The organism is Streptomyces sp. NPDC048507 (assembly GCF_043199995.1).
In the GTDB taxonomy this organism is placed as follows: domain Bacteria; phylum Actinomycetota; class Actinomycetes; order Streptomycetales; family Streptomycetaceae; genus Streptomyces.
This window is the reverse complement of the sequence record NZ_JBICWZ010000016.1, coordinates 85,260-103,008: the sequence shown is the minus strand read 5'-3', so window position 1 is coordinate 103,008 and position 17,749 is coordinate 85,260. Positions and strand designations below refer to the sequence as shown.

Genomic DNA, 17,749 nt, shown 5'->3' with positions numbered 1-17,749 from the left:
CTCCCGCAACCCCTCCCGAAGAACAGTCCATGCGGTATATTTCCGTTCCGGAGGGTCAGCCGGCCGCGCGCTCGACCTCGGCCTCCGGCACGCTCTGCGAGTGGGCGAAGGCCTCGTTGTAGACGTTCTGGCCGCGGCTCTCCGAGATGTCCACGGAGGTCAGGACGGAGGACTGGACGATGCTCGGCATCAGGTGGCGCAGGAGCGCGGTGACCCTGGAGACGAGGTCCTCGTAGTCGGTGAGGGCCTGGGACATCGACTGGATGCCCGCGTAGGTGCCGACGATGACGTCGGCGGTCTCCGTGGGATCGATCTGGGGAAGCAGTTCGCCCTGGCTCTTCGCCCTCTCCAGGCCCTCGCGCACGGGCATGGCCCAGGTGCGGAACGGACCGCTGCGGTCGAGGCCCTGGGCGAGCTGGTCCATCGTCAGCCGTACGCCCGCGCGGACCATGGGGTCCGTCTGCAGGCGGTAGGTGTGCAGCATGACGATGTCCACCACCCCCTGGACCTTGATCGCGCGGTCGGGGATGACGAGGTTCTGGTTCTGCGCGTTGAGGACCCCGAAGGCGAGGTCCTCCTTCGACTGGAAGTGGAAGTAGAGGGCGCCCTTGGTGACCCCGGCCGAAGCGAGGATCTCGGAGATGGTGGCCGCCTGGTAGCCGCGTTCCTCGAAGACCTTCGCCGCCGCGGCGAGGATCGCCTGGCGCGTGCGGATGGCTCGGACTTGCTCAGCCACTGTGGCTCCTTCCCTCGGAGGATTCTCGGAGCGTCGGAAGCTCTGGTGCAAACCGCCCGTCCCGTACGTATCTTACAGCGGGTGACCCTTACGCCAACCCTGCATGTCGCACAAGGCACGCGGACGAACCTGAGGACGGACCATGATTCTCGTGACGGGGGCTACCGGAACGGTGGGACGGGAGGTGCTGCGCCGCCTCGGCCCGGGCCCCGCGGTACGGGCGATGACACGGCAACCGGAACGCATCGCGCGGCTGGCCCCGACGGCCGAAGCGGTCCGCGGCGACTACGACGATCCGGCCTCGCTCGCGCGGGCCGTGCGGGGCGTGGACGCGGTCTTCCTGGTGACCGGCCGCGTCGGCCGCGACGACGACGCGCGGTTCCTGCGGGCCGCCCGGGAGGCCGGGGTGCGGCACGTGGTGAAGCTGTCCGCGGCCGCCGTCGAGGACGAGCGGGCCGATGACCTCATCACCCGCTGGCAGCGGGAGAACGAAGCGGCCCTGCGCGGATCGGGGATGGACTGGACGCTGCTGCGCCCGCGCTCCTTCATGTCCAACGCCTTGTCCTGGGCGGGATCGGTGCGCGCGGAGGGCGTCGTCCGGGGCCTGTACGGAAGCTCGGCGAACGCCTGCGTCGATCCGGGTGACATCGCCGAGGTGGCCGTGCGCGCGTTCACGGAGCCGGGGCACACCGGGCGCGCGCACACGCTGACCGGGCCCCGGGCGCTCACGGCGGTGGAGCAGACGGCCCAGCTCTCCGCCCTGTTGGGCCGTCCGCTGCGGTTCGAGGAGTGGGAGCCCGAGCAGGCCCGCGCGGCGTGGGGCGCGCGGTACCCGGCAGCCGTGGTGGAGGCGCTGCTGCGCAGTGCGGAGCGACAGCGCGCCGGGGCCAAGGCAGGGGTCGGGGACACGGTCCGGGAGGTGGTCGGCAGGCCGGCCCGGTCGTTCCGGCAGTGGGCCGCGGAGCATGTAGCGGTCTTCGAGCGGGTCTGAGGCCTTTCTGGTCAGCCGATGTAGGGAGCGGCCGTCACGAGGGAGCTGAAGACGAGGTTGCCCTCCTGGTGGCCCGCCACGGCCACCGTCTCCTGCCCGCCCGGCACGCCGTCGTAGAGGCGCTCGGCGGTGATGACGCAGGGCACGTCGAGTTCGGCGTAGCGCTTGAAGTCGCCGGAGATGCTGAGCGGGAGCAGGGCGGCGCGGCCGAGCGCGGCGGCCGACGCCTGCCGGGCGGCCTCCAGCAGGGCCATGCCCGGTACGTGGTCCACGGGGTGGTCGAAGAGGACGGGGTGATTGGGGTCCACCCGCAGCTGCCAGCTGTCCGGCTCGGCCAGGGGCGAGAGGACGACGTCGACCGGCGAGAGCCGGCCGACGCTCTGCGGCGCGACGGGAGCCGTCAGCGGCAGCGGCTTGTGGCCGGGCAGCAGCGTGTGCGGAGGGCGTATGCGCCGGTACACGGCCGGGGTGGTGCAGGTGTAGGAGACGTGCCCGGTGGCCACGACGTGTCCGTCGCGGCGCACCACGGCGTCGTAGTTCAGCCCGCCCAGGTCACCGCCGCGCCGTCTGACCTCCGTGCAGGTGACGTCGATGTCGAGGGAAGCGGGGGTGCCGTGCACCCGGAGGTGCTCCGGGTCCACGGTGAGGCTGAGGTCCCACAGCAGGAAGTGGTGGCCGAAAGGCACCCCGAATTCGGCGTGTCCCAGCAGGCTGCCGATCTGGCGGATCGTCTCGACGCACATGAGCGGATCGTGGTAACCGCCGGCCACGGGGGAGTAGAAGCTGTGGCAGCGGGGCCACTGGGCGCTGACGGTGAAGCGGGTGTGGTCGACGCGTTCCCAGTCCGTGAGCAGGACCTCGGCGACCGAGGCGCGGTGCACTAATTCCTTCGGGACGGTCGAGGTCAGCGAAGTGAAGCGCTGGTCACGGCGGTTGTTCGGTGGGGCGGAGGTGCGCCACGCCGGTTCGTAGACCGCTGTGCGCTCGACTTGAAACGTGCTCGCGCTCATTGTTCCCCCTAGACAGCGCTGGCCAGTTACAGGTGTGACTGCGAGAAAAATATATACCAACCGGTTTTTTATCCAGAGGGATCACAACCCCCGATTCCGAAATATGCGGAGCAATGCATTCCGGCCACGGGCCGTTCCTCTGCCGCTCCCGGCCCTCCCCCCGGGTGCGGCGTCGCATCCGCGCCACTCGCACTGAACCATCTCAAGAGGGACCTGGGGGGTGCCCCGGTGGGTTGTCGGACGCTCGATGAAGCCTTGGTGCCGAAAAATGGCCGATTCGCACCGGGGCGGTTCCTTTGCGTGCGGGCCGGGGGCCGCGCGCGGACCCGAGGCCGCCCCGCCCGGGGCGCGCCGCGAACGGAGGGTCCCGCTATGCGGCATGTCGGAGTCCGGTTGGCGCGGCCGTGCACTCCAGGGCGCTGCGCCGGCCACCGGGGCCGCCGCGCGGGGGCGGGCGGCCCGGGAGCGGGGGGCGGGGCGGCGACGGACCGGCACACCGGTCCCGTTCGCCCTTCCCTTATGTGAATCTCCTGGCATATGCCACGTCCTGTCGCCACTCCGTGGCCGGGCCCCGCCGGTCGCCGAACCGGCCGCCGGCGGGGCGGGCGGCCGCGGGCGGCCGGGCCCGGGCGGGCCGCCGTCACCGAACGGGTGGCGGGCGGTACGTGGCCCGAACGGCCGCCGGGGCCCCCGGCGCGGGGGCCTCGCGGCGCGGAGTTTCCAGCGGTGGTCCAGTGGATCTCTGCCAGGGCTCTGCTCCATCCCTAGTGCGAATACCGGCGAGCAAACCGCTAAAGCGGTTTGTATTGATCGACTTCGCCTCGTGTTCAGAGTCCCGAGCGGTCTGGGACGGTCGGCCGGGTGACCCCCGTGAGGAGGGGGTGGCGGGGGCGGAGCCAACCACATGGTCTGTTCTCGGCCGTCTTCTGTCTGCAAGACGACCCCTCCAGGGCGATTCCTGAGGCTCTCCGGGGCCTCTGGAGAGGGACGAAGGCCCCGGTGGGGGGCAAGAAACGGCAGGTCGGGGGCGGGCTCCGCGGGCCTGAGGGGCTGAGCGACGGCGAAAAACGGTACAGCCGGTTTGGTATTGACAAACCGGCCCGGCTGTTTTTTGCTCATTCCAGCGAAAGTCGAGAGCTCATCCAAGGACGAAGCAGGGGAGTACGGCGTGGACATCGATGTACTGGGCGCACTGGCCGTACGGGAGAACGGGGTCTCCATCACGCCGACCGCGGCCAAGCCCCGCCAGGTGCTGGCCCTGCTCGCGCTCCATGCGGACCAGGTGGTCCCGGTCGCCGCGCTGATCGAGGAACTGTGGGGGGAGAAGCCGCCGCGCAGCGCCCGTACGACGCTGCAGACCTACGTGCTCCAGCTGCGCGGGCTGATCGCCGCCGCGCTGGAGGGCGGCGACGCCGAGGAGGGCGGCGCGGTCCGGACCGCCAAGGACGTGCTCGTCACGCTGCCCGGCGGCTACATGCTCAGCAGCGCCGGCGGCACCAGTGACGTCCGCGCATTCGACCGGCTGGCCGGAATGGGCTACCGGGCCATGGACGCGGGCGACTTCCCGGGGGCCGCGCGGCTGCTGCGCGAGGCGCTCGCGCTCTGGTCCGGGCCGGCCTTCGCCGACGTGGACGGCGGCGTACAGCTGGACATGGAGACGCGGCGCCTGGAGGAGACCCGGCTGTGCGCGCTCGACCAGCGCATCGAGGCCGACCTGCGGCTCGGCCGGCACCGCGAACTGCTCGCGGAGCTGACCGTACTGGCCAGCCGCTACCGCATCCACGAGAACCTGCACGGGCAGTTCATGCTCGCCCTGCACCGCTCCGGCCGCCGCGGCGAGGCCCTCAGCGTCTACCAGCGGCTGCGCGCCACGCTCGTGCGCGAGCTCGGCATCGAGCCGTCCTCCGCCCTGCGCAGCCTGCAGCGCTCCATCCTGATGAGCGGTCCCGAGAACCCGGCGGAATCCCCGGAGACGGCGCGCAAGCGGCTGGCCCGGGTGGGCTGACCGGACGGCCCTTCGAACGTACGGAGCCACGGGCGTTCACGCGTTCACCCAAAGATCATTCGCGGATCATTTCCGGAAGCTTCCGTAAATCCGCGGAAACATATTTCGCACCAGGTAACCGGAACAATGATGAGAGGCCTGATCTACGTGCTGAACAGGGGTTCTGGCCTCCAATCGGAAGCCACGGTTTCGAATCCACCGGCCGTTCGCCTGTTTCGGAGGTCTGCTCGACGTCGGCTTGAGAACGCGGTGACCGCGCCCGGCGCTGGCTTACCGTCATCGGGTCGAATACGGAAAACCGAGAGTATCTCGACGAAATACGGAGGGGAGACGGGAGACCGTGGAGATTCAGGTTCTGGGTCCGTTGAGCGCTGAGGTCAACGGGACATCGATCGTTCCTACGGCGGGCAAGCCGCGTCAGATCCTGGCGCTCCTCGCGCTCTACCCGGGCCGGGTGATGCCCGTACCGACCCTGATGGAGGAGATCTGGGGGACCAAGCTCCCGGAGAGCGCCCTCACCACCCTCCAGACGTACATCCTCCAGCTGCGCCGCAGGCTCGGCACCGCGATGGGGCCGGGCGCCCCGGGTACGGCCAAGGACGTGCTCGCGACCCGGCACGGCGGGTACCTGCTGCAGATCCCGCAGGAGTCCGTGGACGTCCACGCCTACGAGGCCCTGGTGGCCGGCGGTCAGGCCGCCTTCGACGAGGGCGACGACGAGCGGGCGGCGCTGCTGCTGCGCCGGGCCCTCGACCTGTGGCAGGGGCCGGCGCTGGTGGACGTCAAGGTCGGGCCGATCCTGGAGATCGAGGTGCTGCGGCTCGCGGAGAGCCGGCTGGTGACCACCGAGCGGCGCATCGACGTCGACCTGCGGCTGGGGCGGCACACCGAACTCCTCGCCGAGCTGACCGAGCTGATGGCCAGGAACCCGCAGCACGAGGGCCTGCACTCGCAGGCGATGGTCGCGCTGTACCGGTCCGGGCGCCAGGCGACCGCGCTCGATGTGTACCGCAGGCTCCGGGGCCGGCTGATCGGCGAACTGGGCGTCGAGCCCTCGCAGCAGCTCCAGCGGCTGCACCAGGCGATGCTCCGGGTGGACCCGGCGCTCGACGTGGTCGCGGGCCCGCGCCGCAGCTCGACCTTCGACCTCTACGCGGCCTGACGCACGGCGCCCGGGCGGACCGGGAGGGACCCGGGCGGACGCAAGACGGCTCCAGCGCGGCTGGCTTCCCGCGTGAGCGGCTCTCCAGCGAGCCCGGTCAGGCTCTTCGCGACCCGGTGTGCGTCGCCGCCCCGGCGGACGAGGAGAGAGGGAAGCCATGGACCGGCTGGAGCTCACCGACCTGACCCGCATCCTGCGGGTGTGGGGCGGCGAGGAGGACTGCGTCGAACTGACGGAGGAAGTCCAGGACCTGTACTGGATCGAGCTCGGGTACGACTGTCTCTCCGTCCTGCAGACCACCGGCTCCATCGAGCGGAAGTACGACGTCCTCCTGGACGGCGACCTGCTCGAACTCGCCGACACCCCGAGGCTCTTCCTGCGGCTCGTCAACGGGGTCCTGGACAGCCGGGCCGCCGTCGTGTGATCCCCCGGCGGCGCCGGGAGCGGGCCGCGTGCGCGATTCGAGCGACATTCCAAGGGGGCTCCGGCGGATACGGACAGACTCTGCGTCAAGCGTTGAGAGAGGTGTCTGATGTCTGTCGAGCGAGTACACCGGATGTCACACGCGGTCGACGCGGCCGCGCCCGCCGGAGTCCTGTACGCCCTGGTGGCCGACACCACGCCGTGGCCGCTGTTCCTGCCGGACACCGTGCACGTGGAGAGACTTGACTTCGACGGTGCCACGGACCGGTACTCCCAGTGGGCCGCCGTGGACGGGAGCATTCGGCCGCAGCTGTGGCGGCGGACCCTGGACGCGCACCGACGGCGCATCGGCTTCCGCCGGGAGCGGCCCGCGGAGCCCGTCACCACGGCCGGCGGCGTCTGGAGCGTGGAGGAGCTGGCCCCCGGCTGGTCGCGGCTGACCCTGGAGCAGGACATCACCGTCGCCGGGAACCGGACGGCCGACGTCGAACGGGTGCTGGAGTCCGCGCGCGACGGAGCGAAGGCCGTGCTGGGCCGCTTCGGCGCGTTCGCCGAGCGCTGGCACCGGCTCGACTCCCTGCGGGTGTCCTTCGAGGAGTCCGTACGCGTCCAGGGACCGGCCGAGCCGGTCCACGAGTTCCTCTACCGGGTCGGTTCCTGGCCCGGCCGGGTCGCGCACGTGGTGGGCGCCGACGTCACCGAGGAACGTCCGGGCGTGCAGCGCACCAGCCTGGTCAACCTCGCCGACGACGGCTCCGCGTACCCGACGGAGGCGCTGCGGGTCTGCTTCCCGGCGGCCGGGCGGATCGTCTTCAAGAACACGACGCCGCACCCCCTGCTGGCCGCGCACGCCGGGGAGTGGTCCGTGGAGCCGGATGCCACGGGGGTCACCGTGGTGTGCCGGCACGACGCGCTGCTGGACGAACGCGCGGTGGAGCGGGTGATGGGACCCGGTACGGACCTCGCGCGGGCGCGCCGGTACGTGCGGGAGGTGCTCGGCCGCGAGAGCCGGGCCACGCTGGAGCCCGCGCAGCAGTACGCGCGCGAGGCGGTCAGGAGCCTGCGGCCGGTGTGAGCGGGCCGGGAGCGAACGGTGCCGGGCGGGCGCGAGGGCGGCCGCGGCGGCGGCCGCCCCGCTCACCGTACGGAGCGATCGGTCGGGGCCCGTGCCCCGCCCCGTGATCAGGGGCGGGGCACGGGCCGTTCGGCGTGTCCGGCGGCGGGCCGGCGGCCGCCTCAGCCGCCGCGTCCGGCGCCCTCCAGCGCGCGCAGGGTGGCCGGGACGGCCAGGCAGGGCATGACGACCCGCCAGAACCCGGCCACCGTGCGCGGAGCCAGCCACTGCGGGTCGTCGCGGCCGAGCACCTCGAAGCCGAGCGTGGCGGCGACCACGGTCGTCGTGACGCTCTGCCGGTTCAGGCCGGGCAGCAGCGCGCCCTCCTCCTGCGCCTGCGTCAGCAGCAGCTGGACGTAGAGGTGCCACTCCCTGGGCAGGGCGTAGGAGGAGGGGTAGGTCGGCTCACGGCCGAGCTGGAAGCCGGCGCGCGCCACGACGTCGGCGAGGAGCAGTCCGGCCAGGGCCTGGGAGCTGTCGGCGAGGGCCTGGAGGGCGCAGGTGCGCCGTTCGTACACCTCCCGCGCGGCCGCGCGCAGGGCGCGCGCACCCGCGGCCTCGACGGCCGCCGCGACGGCGGCCTTGTTCTCGAAGTGGAAGTGCAGCGCGCCCGGGCTGACTCCGGCTCCGACGCTGATCATGTTCAGCGTCGCCTCTCGGTACCCGCGCCGGCCGAACACCGTCGCGGCTGATTCGATCAGCGCGCGGCGGGTCCGGACGGCGCGTTCTTGTTTGATCACGCATAGCTCCTGTATCAGTTTCCTTCCATTATTAAACCGTCCCGTTGGTATTGGAACCGTGTCCGGGTGGACCGCGGTGGCCTGTTTTACGGCGATTCTCGTCCCTCGATGGCCGATTTGGCCCAGTTTTCGCGAACCTTGCTGAGTTTTGGGACCTTTGACAAACCGACGAAGCGGTTTGTATCTTCTGTGACGTTGACCCAACCGAGCTTGAGGGAGGGGGGCAGATGAACCAGCGGACCCTTGCTGTGCTGGAACCTCACACGGCCACCGCGGTGGCGAACGCCGGGTTCCCACCGGTCGAAGGCCTGAGAACACCGCACCACACGCCGGCCCAGTCCGCGCTGTGGCGCATCCTCATCGTGGAGAGCAACTCGGCCGACGCCGAGACCCTGGCGCGCGGTCTGCGCCGGCACGGGCACGAGGTCGACATCGTGGGCACCGGCAGCGAGGCGCTGCGCGCCTACGCCGACGCCGACCTGGTCCTCCTCGACCTGGAACTGCCCGACCTGGACGGGCTGGAGGTCTGCCGGGGCATCCGCGCGGCCCACGAGATCCCCGTCATCGCGGTCACCGCCCGGGGCAGCGAACTCGACCGGGTCCTCGGCCTGCAGGCGGGCGCGGACGACTACCTGGCCAAGCCCTACGGCTTCCGCGAGCTGATGGCGCGCATGGAGGCGGTCATGCGGCGCTCGCGCCCGACCCGTCCCGTCGCCGCCAGCATCACCTGCGGGGCCCTGCGGATCGACTCCGGGACGCGCGAGGTGACCCTGGACGGCGTACCCGTCGAGACCACCCGCAAGGAGTTCGACATGCTCTACCTCCTCGCGTCCCATCCCGACACCGTCATACCGCGCAAGATGCTGATGCAGCAGGTGTGGGGCGACTCCTGGTCCCGCCGCACCGTCGACACCCACGTCAGCACCTTGCGCAACAAGATCGGCGCCGGCTGGATCATCACGATCCGCGGCGTCGGATTCCGCTTCGGCCAGGGCTGAGCCCGGCCCGTCCCGGTCCGCCCGGTCCGCACGCGCGCAGGCGCACGGACGCCCGGGCGCGCGGGACCCACGCAGGACACCGGCACCGAGCCGAGGGGGGAACGACATGACGGTGAGCGCACTGTGCCACGGCGAGGGCTGCCGGGGCGGGAACGCCGGCGGACGGCCGCGGCGCCGCACGGCCGGGGGCGGCAGGCTGTGCCGGCCCTGCCGGGAGCACCTCGACGCGGGACTCGGCGAACTGGCGCACCTCTACGAGGAGTGCGGGCGCGTGCTCGGCGGCGCCTCCCCGGGCAGCCTGCGCGAACGCACCTCCGGCGGCGAGCTGCCCGGCCTGCCCTTCAACGGGGCCGCGGCCGACGTACGGGCCCGGATGATCTCCGTACTCGGCTCCTGGAGCGGCCTGGTCGCGCAGCAGCGCGGGTTCGCGCCGCCGCCGCGCACCGTCGCCGGGCTCACCGCCTTCCTGCTGCGCAACACCGACTGGCTCGCCGCGCACCCGGCGGCCGGCGAGGCCAGCGAGGAGATCGCCCGGCTGGTCCGGGCCGGACGCCGCGCGGCGTTCCCCGACCCGGCGCGCACCGTACGCCTCGGCGGCTGCCCCGAGCCCGGCTGCCCCGGCACCCTCGCCCTGTCGGTGCGCGCCGCGACGCCGGCCGACGGGCCGGCGATCGTCTGCGAGGCCGACCCGGGCCACCGTTGGACCAGCGAGCAGTGGAGCGCCCTGAGCGAGGCGATGGGATCCGGCCGGGCACCCGGCGCCCCGGCCCCGGCCACCGAACGCTGGCTGACCGCCGCCGACATCGCGCAGCTGTGGCGCACACCGACGGGCACCGTCTACCGGCTGGCGAGCGAGCAGCGGTGGCGCCGGCAGGGCCGCGCGGGCCGCACGTACTACCACGAGGGCGACGTCCGCGCCTGCTTCGAACGCCGGGCCGCGGCCCGCGCCTGACGGCCCCGCGCCGCGCCCCCCTCCCCGCGTCACGCACTCCGTCCGGCAGCGCCGGGCGGAGTGTTCTGACCTGCCCTTGACACTCCCCTGTCCGTTCTCCGACGCAGCGGACCGGCCCTTGTGGAACCTGACCGAGTCCTGAATCCAGCCCCATTGAACGGCCGCTCGCGTCCGAAGAACCTTGTAGTCAAGATCCGGTGCACTGTCTCCGGAGGCGAATTCAAGGAGACGTGATGGACGCCCCAGTGATCGTCGTCGGCGCGGGTCCCGCGGGCATGATGCTCGCGGGCGAACTGCGGCTCGCGGGAGTCTCCGTCATCGTCCTGGAGCGCCTGGAGCGCCGTACGGGCGAATCGCGCGGCCTCGGTTTCACCACGCGCACGCTGGAGACCTTCGACCAGCGCGGCATCCTGGCGCGCTTCGGCGAGATCGAGCGCAGCACGCTGGGCCACTTCGGCGGCCTGCCCCTGGACTTCGGCATCCTCGACGGGGCCTGCCAGGCGGCCAAGACGGTGCCGCAGTCCGTCACCGAGACGCACCTGGAGGACTGGGCCACGGGTCTGGGCGCCGACATCCGGCGCGGCCACGAGGTGCTCGCCGTGCACGACGACGGCGAGGGCGTCGACGTCGAGGTGCGCGGCCCCGGCGGCCCGCACACCCTGCGCGCCGCCTGGCTGGTGGGCTGCGACGGCGGGCGCAGCACCGTGCGCAAGGCGGCCGGCTTCGACTTCCCCGGCTCGGCGGCCACCATGGAGATGTACCTCGCCGACATCAAGGGCGTCGAGCTCAAGCCCCGGATGATCGGCGAGACCCTGCCCGGCGGCATGGTGATGGTGGGTCCGCTGCCCGGCGGCACCACCCGCATCGTGGTCTGCGAACGCGGCACCCCGCCGCGGCGGCGCGAGGCTCCGCCGGCCTTCGCGGAGGTCGCCGCCGCCTGGCAGCGGCTGACCGGCGAGGACATCTCGGCCGCCGAGCCGGTCTGGGTGAGCGCCTTCGGGGACGCCGCCCGGCAGGCCACCGAGTACCGGCGCGGCCGGGTGCTGCTGGCCGGGGACGCGGCCCACATCCACCTGCCGGCCGGCGGCCAGGGCATGAACACCGGCATCCAGGACGCGGTCAACCTCGGCTGGAAGCTGGCCTCCGTGGTGCGCGGCCGGGCCCCGCTCGCCCTGCTCGACACCTACCACGGCGAGCGGCACCCGGTCGGCCGCCGGCTGCTGATGAACACCCGGGCCCAGGGCCTGCTGTTCCTCAGCGGCGCGGAGGTCCAGCCGCTGCGCGACGCGCTGCGCGAGCTCATGGCGTACGAGGACGTGGCCCGCCACCTCGCCGCCATGGTGACCGGACTGGAGATCACCTACGACGTCGGCAAGGGCGGCCACCCGCTGCTCGGCCGCCGGATGCCGCACCTGGAGCTGGACGGCCCGGGCGGCCGCACCTCCAGCACCGAACTGCTGCGCCCCGCCCGCGGGGTGCTGCTGGACCTGGCGGACAACCCCCGGCTGCGCCAGCGCGCGGCCGCCTGGTCCGAGCGGGTCGACCTGGTCACGGCCCGGCCCCGGGAGGCGGCCGCGGACGGGGCCGCGTACGCGCCGCACGACACCACCGCCCTGCTGATCCGGCCCGACGGCTACGTGGCCTGGGCCGCGCCCGGCAGCCACCACGACCTGCCGATGGCGCTGGAGCGCTGGTTCGGCGCTCCCTGACGACCCCGTACGGCCCGCACGCCCCCGTACCGCTGGACGGTCAGCACCACCGACGGCCGCCGCAGCGGCGGCCGGACGCGCACGTCACGAGGAGGAACCATCCATGGCAACGCCCACCGCAACGATCGAGCGCTCCGCGGCCGGCCCGGCCGGCGAACGGCGCGCGATCGTCCGGGCCGCCCGCAGCGTCCTGGCCCGTGAGGGCTGGACGCGTTCCACACCCGAGGCGACGGCCGCGGAGGCGGGCGTGCTGCCGGCCGCCGTGGCGCGGCACTTCCCCGACCAGGAGCAGCTGCTGCTGAGCGTGCTGCTGGACAGTTCGGCGTCGGTCGCGGCGGCCCTCGCGTCCGTCGCCGAGACGCACCTGGCGGAGATCACCGACCTGGAGCAGGACCTCATCGCCCTCGGCCGGGCCTGGCTGGCCCCGCTGGAGGCCTTCCGGGAGCACTTCGCGATCGTCCGGCACATCAGCGCCGAGGTGACCCGGCTGCCGGCCGAGGCCGTGGAGAAGTGGCAGGCCACCGGACCGCGCCAGGCCCGCCGCGAACTGGCGCACCGGCTGCGGAGCCTCGCCGCCCGCGGGCTGCTGCACATCCCCGACGCCGACCAGGCGGCGGAACGTTTCATCCTGCTGGTCCCCTCCGGCGTCGTCCAGCGCTCCTTCCTCGGCGCCCTGCCGCTGCCCCGGGCCGAGGCGGACGCGCTGATCGCCGACGGAGTGGCGGACTTCATCCGCCTCTACCACCCCTGACCCCACCGCCACCGACGCACCGACACCAGGAAAGAGACGTCGCATGCAGCACAGCAACCTGATCGTGGCCCGGATGAACGACATGTCGAGCGACCAAGTCGCCACGCTGTTCTCCGAGTTCGACAAGACCGACATGCCGGAGCGGATGGGGACCCTGCGCCGTCGCCTGTTCATGTACAAGGGCCTGTACTTCCACCTCCAGGACTTCGCCGCCGACGACGGCGGCAAGCGCATCCAGGAGTCCCGCAACGACCCGCGCTTCATGAAGATCAGCCACGACCTGCTGCCCTTCATCCAGCCGTACGACCCCGCCACCTGGCGCACCCCGGCCGACGCCATGGCCACCCGCTTCTACGACTGGTCGGCCGCGCAATGACCTCCGACCGGCCCGATACGAGGGGAGGGCCGCGCCGGTGGCTCGCCGGGTAGTGATCACGGGGGTGGGAGTGCTGGCGCCGGGAGGCATCGGGACCCGCGAGTTCTGGAGCCTGCTGAGTTCGGGACGTACGGCGACGCGCGAAATCACCCACTTCGACGCCGCCGGCTTCCGCTCCCGGGTGGCCGCCGAGGCCGACTTCCTCCCCGAACTGCACGGACTGACCTCCCGGGAGGTCCGCCGCATGGACCGCGCCGCCCAGTTCGGCGTGGTCGCCGCCCACGAGGCCGTCGCCGACAGCGGCCTGGACCTGGCCGGGGCCGACCCCTACCGCACGGGGGTCAGCATCGGCACCGCCGTGGGCGCCATCGCCGGTCTCGACAAGGCCTACCGCGTGGCGAGCCACGACGGCGGCCTCGCCCTCGTCGACCACATGTACGCGCCGGGCCCGCTCTACGACCAGTTCGTGCCGAGCTCCTTCGCCGCCGAGGTGGCCTGGGCCGTCGGCGCGCAGGGCCCGTCCACCGTGGTCTCCACCGGGTGCACCGCGGGGATCGACGCGGTCGCGCACGCCGTCGACCTGATCCGCGAGGGCAGCGCCGACGTCATGGTCGCCGGAGCCACCGACGCCCCGATCACCCCGCTCACCCTGGCGTGCTTCGACGCGATCAAGGCGACGACCGCCCTCAACGACGAACCGGAGACGGCCTCCCGGCCCTTCGACGCCTCCCGCAAGGGCTTCGTCCTCGGCGAGGGCGCCGCGGTGTTCGTCCTGGAGGAACTGTCGGCCGCCCGTCGCCGCGGCGCGCACGTCTACGCGGAGGTGGCCGGCTACGGATCGCGCTCCAGCGCCTTCCACATGACGGGGCTGCGTCCCGACGGACGGGAGCTGGCCGAGGCCATCACGGTGGCGCTGGACGAGGCCCGGCTGAACCCCGCCGACATCGACTACGTCAACGCGCACGGTTCGGGGACCCGGCAGAACGACCGCCACGAGACGGCGGCCTACAAGCTGGCCCTCGGCGCGCACGCCTACACCACGCCCGTGAGCTCGGTGAAGTCGATGATCGGGCACTCGCTGGGATCCGTCGGCTCCATGGAGATCGCCGCGTCCCTGCTCGCGATGGAACACCACCTGGTGCCGCCCACCGCGAACCTGCGCACTCCCGACCCCGAGTGCGACCTCGACTACGTGCCGCTCGTCGCGCGGGAACACCGCACCGATGCCGTCCTGACCGTCGGCAGCGGGTTCGGCGGCTTCCAGAGCGCGATGGTGCTGGCCCGGCCCGACAGGAGGACCGCATGAGCGCGAGGACCCTGGTCACCGGCATCGGTGTGGCGGCCCCCAGCGGGCTCGGAGTGGAGGACTACTGGGCGGCGACCCGTGTCGGCAAGAACGCCATCGGGCCCGTCACCCGCTTCGACGCCTCCTCCTACCCCTCGCGCCTGGCGGGGGAGATCCACGGCTTCGACGCCGGGGAACACCTGCCGGGCCGGCTCGTCCCGCAGACCGACCGGGTGACCCAGCTCGCCCTCGTCGCCGCCGACTGCGCCTTCGCCGACGCGGGCGTGGCGCCGGGCGAGATCGACCCGTACGACATGGGCGTGGTCACCGCGGCCGGTTCGGGCGGCTTCGAGTTCGGCGAGAACGAACTGCGCAAGCTCTGGAGCCTGGGCGCCAACCACGTGAGCGCCTACCAGTCCTTCGCCTGGTTCTACGCCGTCAACAGCGGGCAGATCTCGATCCGCAACGGGCTGCGCGGGCCGACCGGCGTCGTCATCAGCGACCAGGCGGGCGGCCTGGACGCCCTCGCCCACGCCCGCCGCCAGCTGCGCAGGGGCAGCCGGCTGATCGCCACCGGGGGCTTCGACGCCTCGATCTGCTCGCTGGGCTGGGCCTCGCACCTGCACGGCGGCCTGATGTCCACGAGCGACGAGCCCGAGCGCGCCTACCTGCCCTTCGACGAGGCCGCGGCCGGCTACGTACCGGGCGAGGGCGGGGCGCTGCTGATCCTGGAACACGAGGACAGCGCCCGGGCCCGCGGGGCCCGCACCGTCTACGCCGAGTTCGCCGGCTACGGCTCCACGCTCGACCCCAAGCCCGGCAGCGGCCGCGAACCGGGACTGCGCCGGGCCATCGAGACGGCGCTCGCGGACGCCGGCTGCCACCCGGCGGAGGTCGACGTGGTCTTCGCCGACGCGGCGGCCACCCCGCGCCTGGACCGGGAGGAGGCCGAGGCGATCACCGCCGTCTTCGGCCCGTACGGGGTACCGGTCACCGCCCCCAAGACGATGACCGGACGCATCAACTCGGGGGCCGCCCCCATCGACGTGGTCGCGGCGGTCCTCGCCATGCGGGAGGGCCTGATCCCGCCGACCACCAACGTGGAGCTGTCCCCCGCCTACGACCTCGACCTGGTGACCCTGCGCCCGCGCACCGCGTCCGTCCGCACCGCGCTCGTCCTCGCCCGCGGCCACGGCGGCTTCAACTCCGCGGTCGTCTTCCGCTCCCTGGACTGACGTCCGGCCGACCCACCCACCCCGTACCGATGAAGGGACCCATTTTGTCCAAGCACGAGTTCACCTTCGACGACCTCAAGCGCATCCTCCTGGAGGGTGCCGGAGCCGACGAGGACGTCGACCTCGACGGCGACATCCTCGACAGCGAGTTCGAGATGCTGGGCTACGAGTCGCTCGCGCTCCTGGAGACCGGCGGCCGCATCGAGCGCGAGTTCGGCATCACGCTCGACGACGACGTCTTCACCGACAACCCGACCCCCCGCCTGCTGGTCACGGCCGTCAACGCGAGCCTGCGCTCGCTCGTCGACGCCTGAGCCGCCGCGCCCCGGCCGGGCCGCTGCGGCGGCGGACGCCGCTCCGGCGCGGCGTCCGCCGCCCCCCACACCGTTCACCTTTCTGGTTTTGGAGAAGAGACACATGTCGGATCAGGGCAAGCGGGTCGCCGTCGTCACCGGCGCCACCAGTGGCATCGGGCTGGCCGTGGCGCGGCTGCTGGCCGCGCAGGACCACCGGGTCTTCATCGGCGCCCGCAACGCCGAGAACGTCGCCGCGACCGTCAAGCAGCTCCGGGACGAGGGCTTCGAGGTCGACGGAGCGGAGGTCGACGTCCGCTCGACCGACGAGGTGCGGGCGTGGATCGGGGCCGCGGTGGACCGGTTCGACACCATTGACGTGGTCGTGAACAACGCCGGGCGCTCGGGCGGCGGCGTGACCGCCGACATCGACGACGAGCTGTGGCACGACGTCATCGACACCAACCTCAACAGCGTCTTCCGCGTCACCCGCGAGGCGCTGACCACCGGCGGACTGCGGGCCAAGGACCGCGGCCGGATCATCAACATCGCCTCCACGGCCGGCAAGCAGGGCGTCGTGCTGGGCGCCCCCTACTCCGCCTCCAAGCACGGGGTGGTCGGCTTCACCAAGGCGCTCGGCAACGAGCTGGCCCCGACCGGCATCACCGTGAACGCGGTCTGCCCCGGCTACGTCGAGACGCCGATGGCGCAGCGGGTGCGGCAGGGCTACGCGGCCGCCTACGACGCCACCGAGGACGCCATCCTGGCCAAGTTCCAGGCGAAGATCCCGCTCGGCCGGTACTCGACGCCGGAGGAAGTGGCCGGCCTGGTGGGCTACCTGGCCTCGGACACCGCCGCGTCGATCACCTCGCAGGCGCTGAACGTCTGCGGCGGCCTCGGCAACTTCTGACCGGCCGGCCGCCCGGCCGCCCGACAGGCCACCGTCCGCCCGCCCGCGGTCCGCCGACGCGAACCGTTCCCCCCGATTCCGAGGAGTCACCAGCATGACGCAGCCCGGCCTGCGCGAGGTGGAGCACGAGATCACGATCTCGGCCCCGGCCACCGCCGTCTACCGTCTGATCGCCGAGGTCGGGAACTGGCCCCGGATCTTCCCCCCGACCATCTACGTCGACCGGATACCGGAGGGCCCCGGCGAGGAGCGGATCCGGATCTGGGCGACCGCGAACGGCGAGGCGAAGAGCTGGACCTCGCACCGCACCCTGGACGCCGCCGCCCTGACGATCACCTTCCGCCAGGAGATCCCCGCGCCGCCGGTCGCCGCGATGGGCGGCACCTGGATCATCGAGGAACTCGCCGCGGACGCGTCGCGGGTACGGCTGCTGCACGACTACCGGGCCATCGACGACGACCCGGCGTCCCTGGAATGGATCGACCGGGCCGTGGACCGCAACTCGCGCTCCGAACTCGCCGCGCTGAAGACGAACGTCGAGGCGGCGCACGCGGCCGAGGACCTGACGTTCTCCTTCGAGGACACCGTGCAGATCGAGGGCTCCGCGAAGGACGTCTACGACTTCGTCAACGAGGCCGACCGCTGGCACGAGCGGCTGCCGCACGTGGCGAGCGTCCGCCTGAGCGAGGACACCCCCGGGCTCCAGGAGCTGGAGATGGACACCCGGGCCAAGGACGGCTCGGTGCACACCACCAAGTCCTACCGGGTGACCTTCCCGCACCACAAGATCGCGTACAAGCAGACCACGCTGCCCGCGCTGATGACCCTGCACACCGGCTACTGGACCTTCACCGAGAACGAGGACGGCGTCGCGGCCTCCTCGCAGCACACGGTCACCGTCAACACCGCGAACATCGCCCGGATCCTCGGGGACGCGGCCACGGTCGAGGACGCCAAGCGCTACGTCCACACCGCGCTCAGCACCAACAGCACCGCCACCCTCAACCACGCCAAAGCGCATGCCGAAGGCATCGCGCGGGCCGAGAACAAGGACTGATC

General features: G+C 72.4%; 18 protein-coding genes. 15 read left to right on the top strand and 3 right to left on the bottom strand.

Going from position 1 to position 17,749, the window contains the following annotated elements:
- Positions 1-55: 55 nt before the first annotated feature.
- Positions 56-736 carry a ScbR family autoregulator-binding transcription factor gene (locus ACGFXC_RS31295; RefSeq protein ID WP_393718250.1) on the bottom strand — a complete coding sequence of 227 codons (681 nt, stop codon included), beginning with the start codon at positions 734-736 and terminating at the stop codon, positions 56-58.
- A gap of 142 nt (positions 737-878) precedes the next feature.
- Here ACGFXC_RS31295 and ACGFXC_RS31290 point away from each other — a divergent pair, with 142 nt between their 5' ends.
- Entirely contained in the window at positions 879-1,727 is an 849-nt protein-coding gene (locus tag ACGFXC_RS31290) for an NAD(P)H-binding protein (protein WP_393718249.1), read from the top strand.
- An 11-nt stretch (positions 1,728-1,738) separates the two neighbouring features.
- Here the strand turns inward: ACGFXC_RS31290 and ACGFXC_RS31285 are convergent, their stop codons facing one another.
- Positions 1,739-2,737, bottom strand: a complete 999-nt coding sequence (locus ACGFXC_RS31285; RefSeq protein WP_393718248.1) for a ScbA/BarX family gamma-butyrolactone biosynthesis protein — start codon at positions 2,735-2,737, stop codon at positions 1,739-1,741.
- A 1,168-nt stretch (positions 2,738-3,905) separates the two neighbouring features.
- Here ACGFXC_RS31285 and ACGFXC_RS31280 point away from each other — a divergent pair.
- The 4 genes from ACGFXC_RS31280 (at position 3,906) to ACGFXC_RS31265 (ending at position 7,402) form a co-directional block, all read left to right on the top strand.
- Positions 3,906-4,742: a BTAD domain-containing putative transcriptional regulator gene (locus tag ACGFXC_RS31280; RefSeq protein ID WP_393718247.1), complete on the top strand. Its 837-nt coding sequence runs from the start codon at positions 3,906-3,908 to the stop codon at positions 4,740-4,742.
- A 340-nt stretch (positions 4,743-5,082) separates the two neighbouring features.
- Positions 5,083-5,904 carry a BTAD domain-containing putative transcriptional regulator gene (locus tag ACGFXC_RS31275; protein WP_393718246.1) on the top strand — a complete coding sequence of 274 codons (822 nt, stop codon included), beginning with the start codon at positions 5,083-5,085 and terminating at the stop codon, positions 5,902-5,904.
- 157 nt (positions 5,905-6,061) lie between these two features.
- Positions 6,062-6,328, top strand: a complete 267-nt coding sequence (locus ACGFXC_RS31270; RefSeq protein WP_393718245.1) for an actinorhodin polyketide synthase — start codon at positions 6,062-6,064, stop codon at positions 6,326-6,328.
- 108 nt (positions 6,329-6,436) lie between these two features.
- Positions 6,437-7,402 carry an SRPBCC family protein gene (locus tag ACGFXC_RS31265; protein ID WP_393718244.1) on the top strand — a complete coding sequence of 322 codons (966 nt, stop codon included), beginning with the start codon at positions 6,437-6,439 and terminating at the stop codon, positions 7,400-7,402.
- 161 nt (positions 7,403-7,563) lie between these two features.
- Here ACGFXC_RS31265 and ACGFXC_RS31260 read toward each other — a convergent pair whose 3' ends face one another.
- A complete protein-coding gene (locus ACGFXC_RS31260; RefSeq protein WP_393718243.1) occupies positions 7,564-8,181 on the bottom strand; it encodes a ScbR family autoregulator-binding transcription factor in 618 nt (205 codons plus the stop codon).
- Positions 8,182-8,408: 227 nt separating this feature from the next.
- Between ACGFXC_RS31260 and ACGFXC_RS31255 the strand changes: the two genes are divergently transcribed.
- From ACGFXC_RS31255 to ACGFXC_RS31210, 10 genes are all read left to right on the top strand, one after another.
- Positions 8,409-9,179: a response regulator transcription factor gene (locus ACGFXC_RS31255; RefSeq protein ID WP_393718242.1), complete on the top strand. Its 771-nt coding sequence runs from the start codon at positions 8,409-8,411 to the stop codon at positions 9,177-9,179.
- Between the two features lie 106 nt (positions 9,180-9,285).
- Positions 9,286-10,131: a helix-turn-helix domain-containing protein gene (locus ACGFXC_RS31250; protein ID WP_393718241.1), complete on the top strand. Its 846-nt coding sequence runs from the start codon at positions 9,286-9,288 to the stop codon at positions 10,129-10,131.
- A 233-nt stretch (positions 10,132-10,364) separates the two neighbouring features.
- Positions 10,365-11,840: an FAD-dependent monooxygenase gene (locus ACGFXC_RS31245; protein ID WP_393718240.1), complete on the top strand. Its 1,476-nt coding sequence runs from the start codon at positions 10,365-10,367 to the stop codon at positions 11,838-11,840.
- A 103-nt stretch (positions 11,841-11,943) separates the two neighbouring features.
- Positions 11,944-12,591, top strand: coding sequence for a TetR/AcrR family transcriptional regulator C-terminal domain-containing protein (locus ACGFXC_RS31240; protein WP_393718239.1), 648 nt, complete (start codon positions 11,944-11,946; stop codon positions 12,589-12,591).
- Positions 12,592-12,634: 43 nt separating this feature from the next.
- Positions 12,635-12,967, top strand: coding sequence for a TcmI family type II polyketide cyclase (locus ACGFXC_RS31235; RefSeq protein ID WP_393718238.1), 333 nt, complete (start codon positions 12,635-12,637; stop codon positions 12,965-12,967).
- Between the two features lie 37 nt (positions 12,968-13,004).
- Positions 13,005-14,273 (top strand): beta-ketoacyl-[acyl-carrier-protein] synthase family protein, encoded by a 1,269-nt coding sequence (locus ACGFXC_RS31230; RefSeq protein ID WP_393718237.1) that lies wholly within the window; start codon positions 13,005-13,007, stop codon positions 14,271-14,273.
- Positions 14,270-15,487 carry a ketosynthase chain-length factor gene (locus ACGFXC_RS31225; protein ID WP_393718236.1) on the top strand — a complete coding sequence of 406 codons (1,218 nt, stop codon included), beginning with the start codon at positions 14,270-14,272 and terminating at the stop codon, positions 15,485-15,487. Before ACGFXC_RS31230 ends, ACGFXC_RS31225 begins: the two co-directional genes overlap by 4 nt.
- Before the next feature lie 29 nt (positions 15,488-15,516).
- Positions 15,517-15,801 (top strand): acyl carrier protein, encoded by a 285-nt coding sequence (locus tag ACGFXC_RS31220; RefSeq protein WP_362134156.1) that lies wholly within the window; start codon positions 15,517-15,519, stop codon positions 15,799-15,801.
- A gap of 103 nt (positions 15,802-15,904) precedes the next feature.
- Entirely contained in the window at positions 15,905-16,690 is a 786-nt protein-coding gene (locus tag ACGFXC_RS31215) for an SDR family NAD(P)-dependent oxidoreductase (RefSeq protein WP_393718235.1), read from the top strand.
- Between the two features lie 94 nt (positions 16,691-16,784).
- On the top strand, positions 16,785-17,747 hold the full coding sequence (locus ACGFXC_RS31210) for an aromatase/cyclase (RefSeq protein ID WP_393718234.1): 963 nt from the start codon (positions 16,785-16,787) through the stop codon (positions 17,745-17,747).
- Positions 17,748-17,749 lie beyond the last annotated feature (2 nt).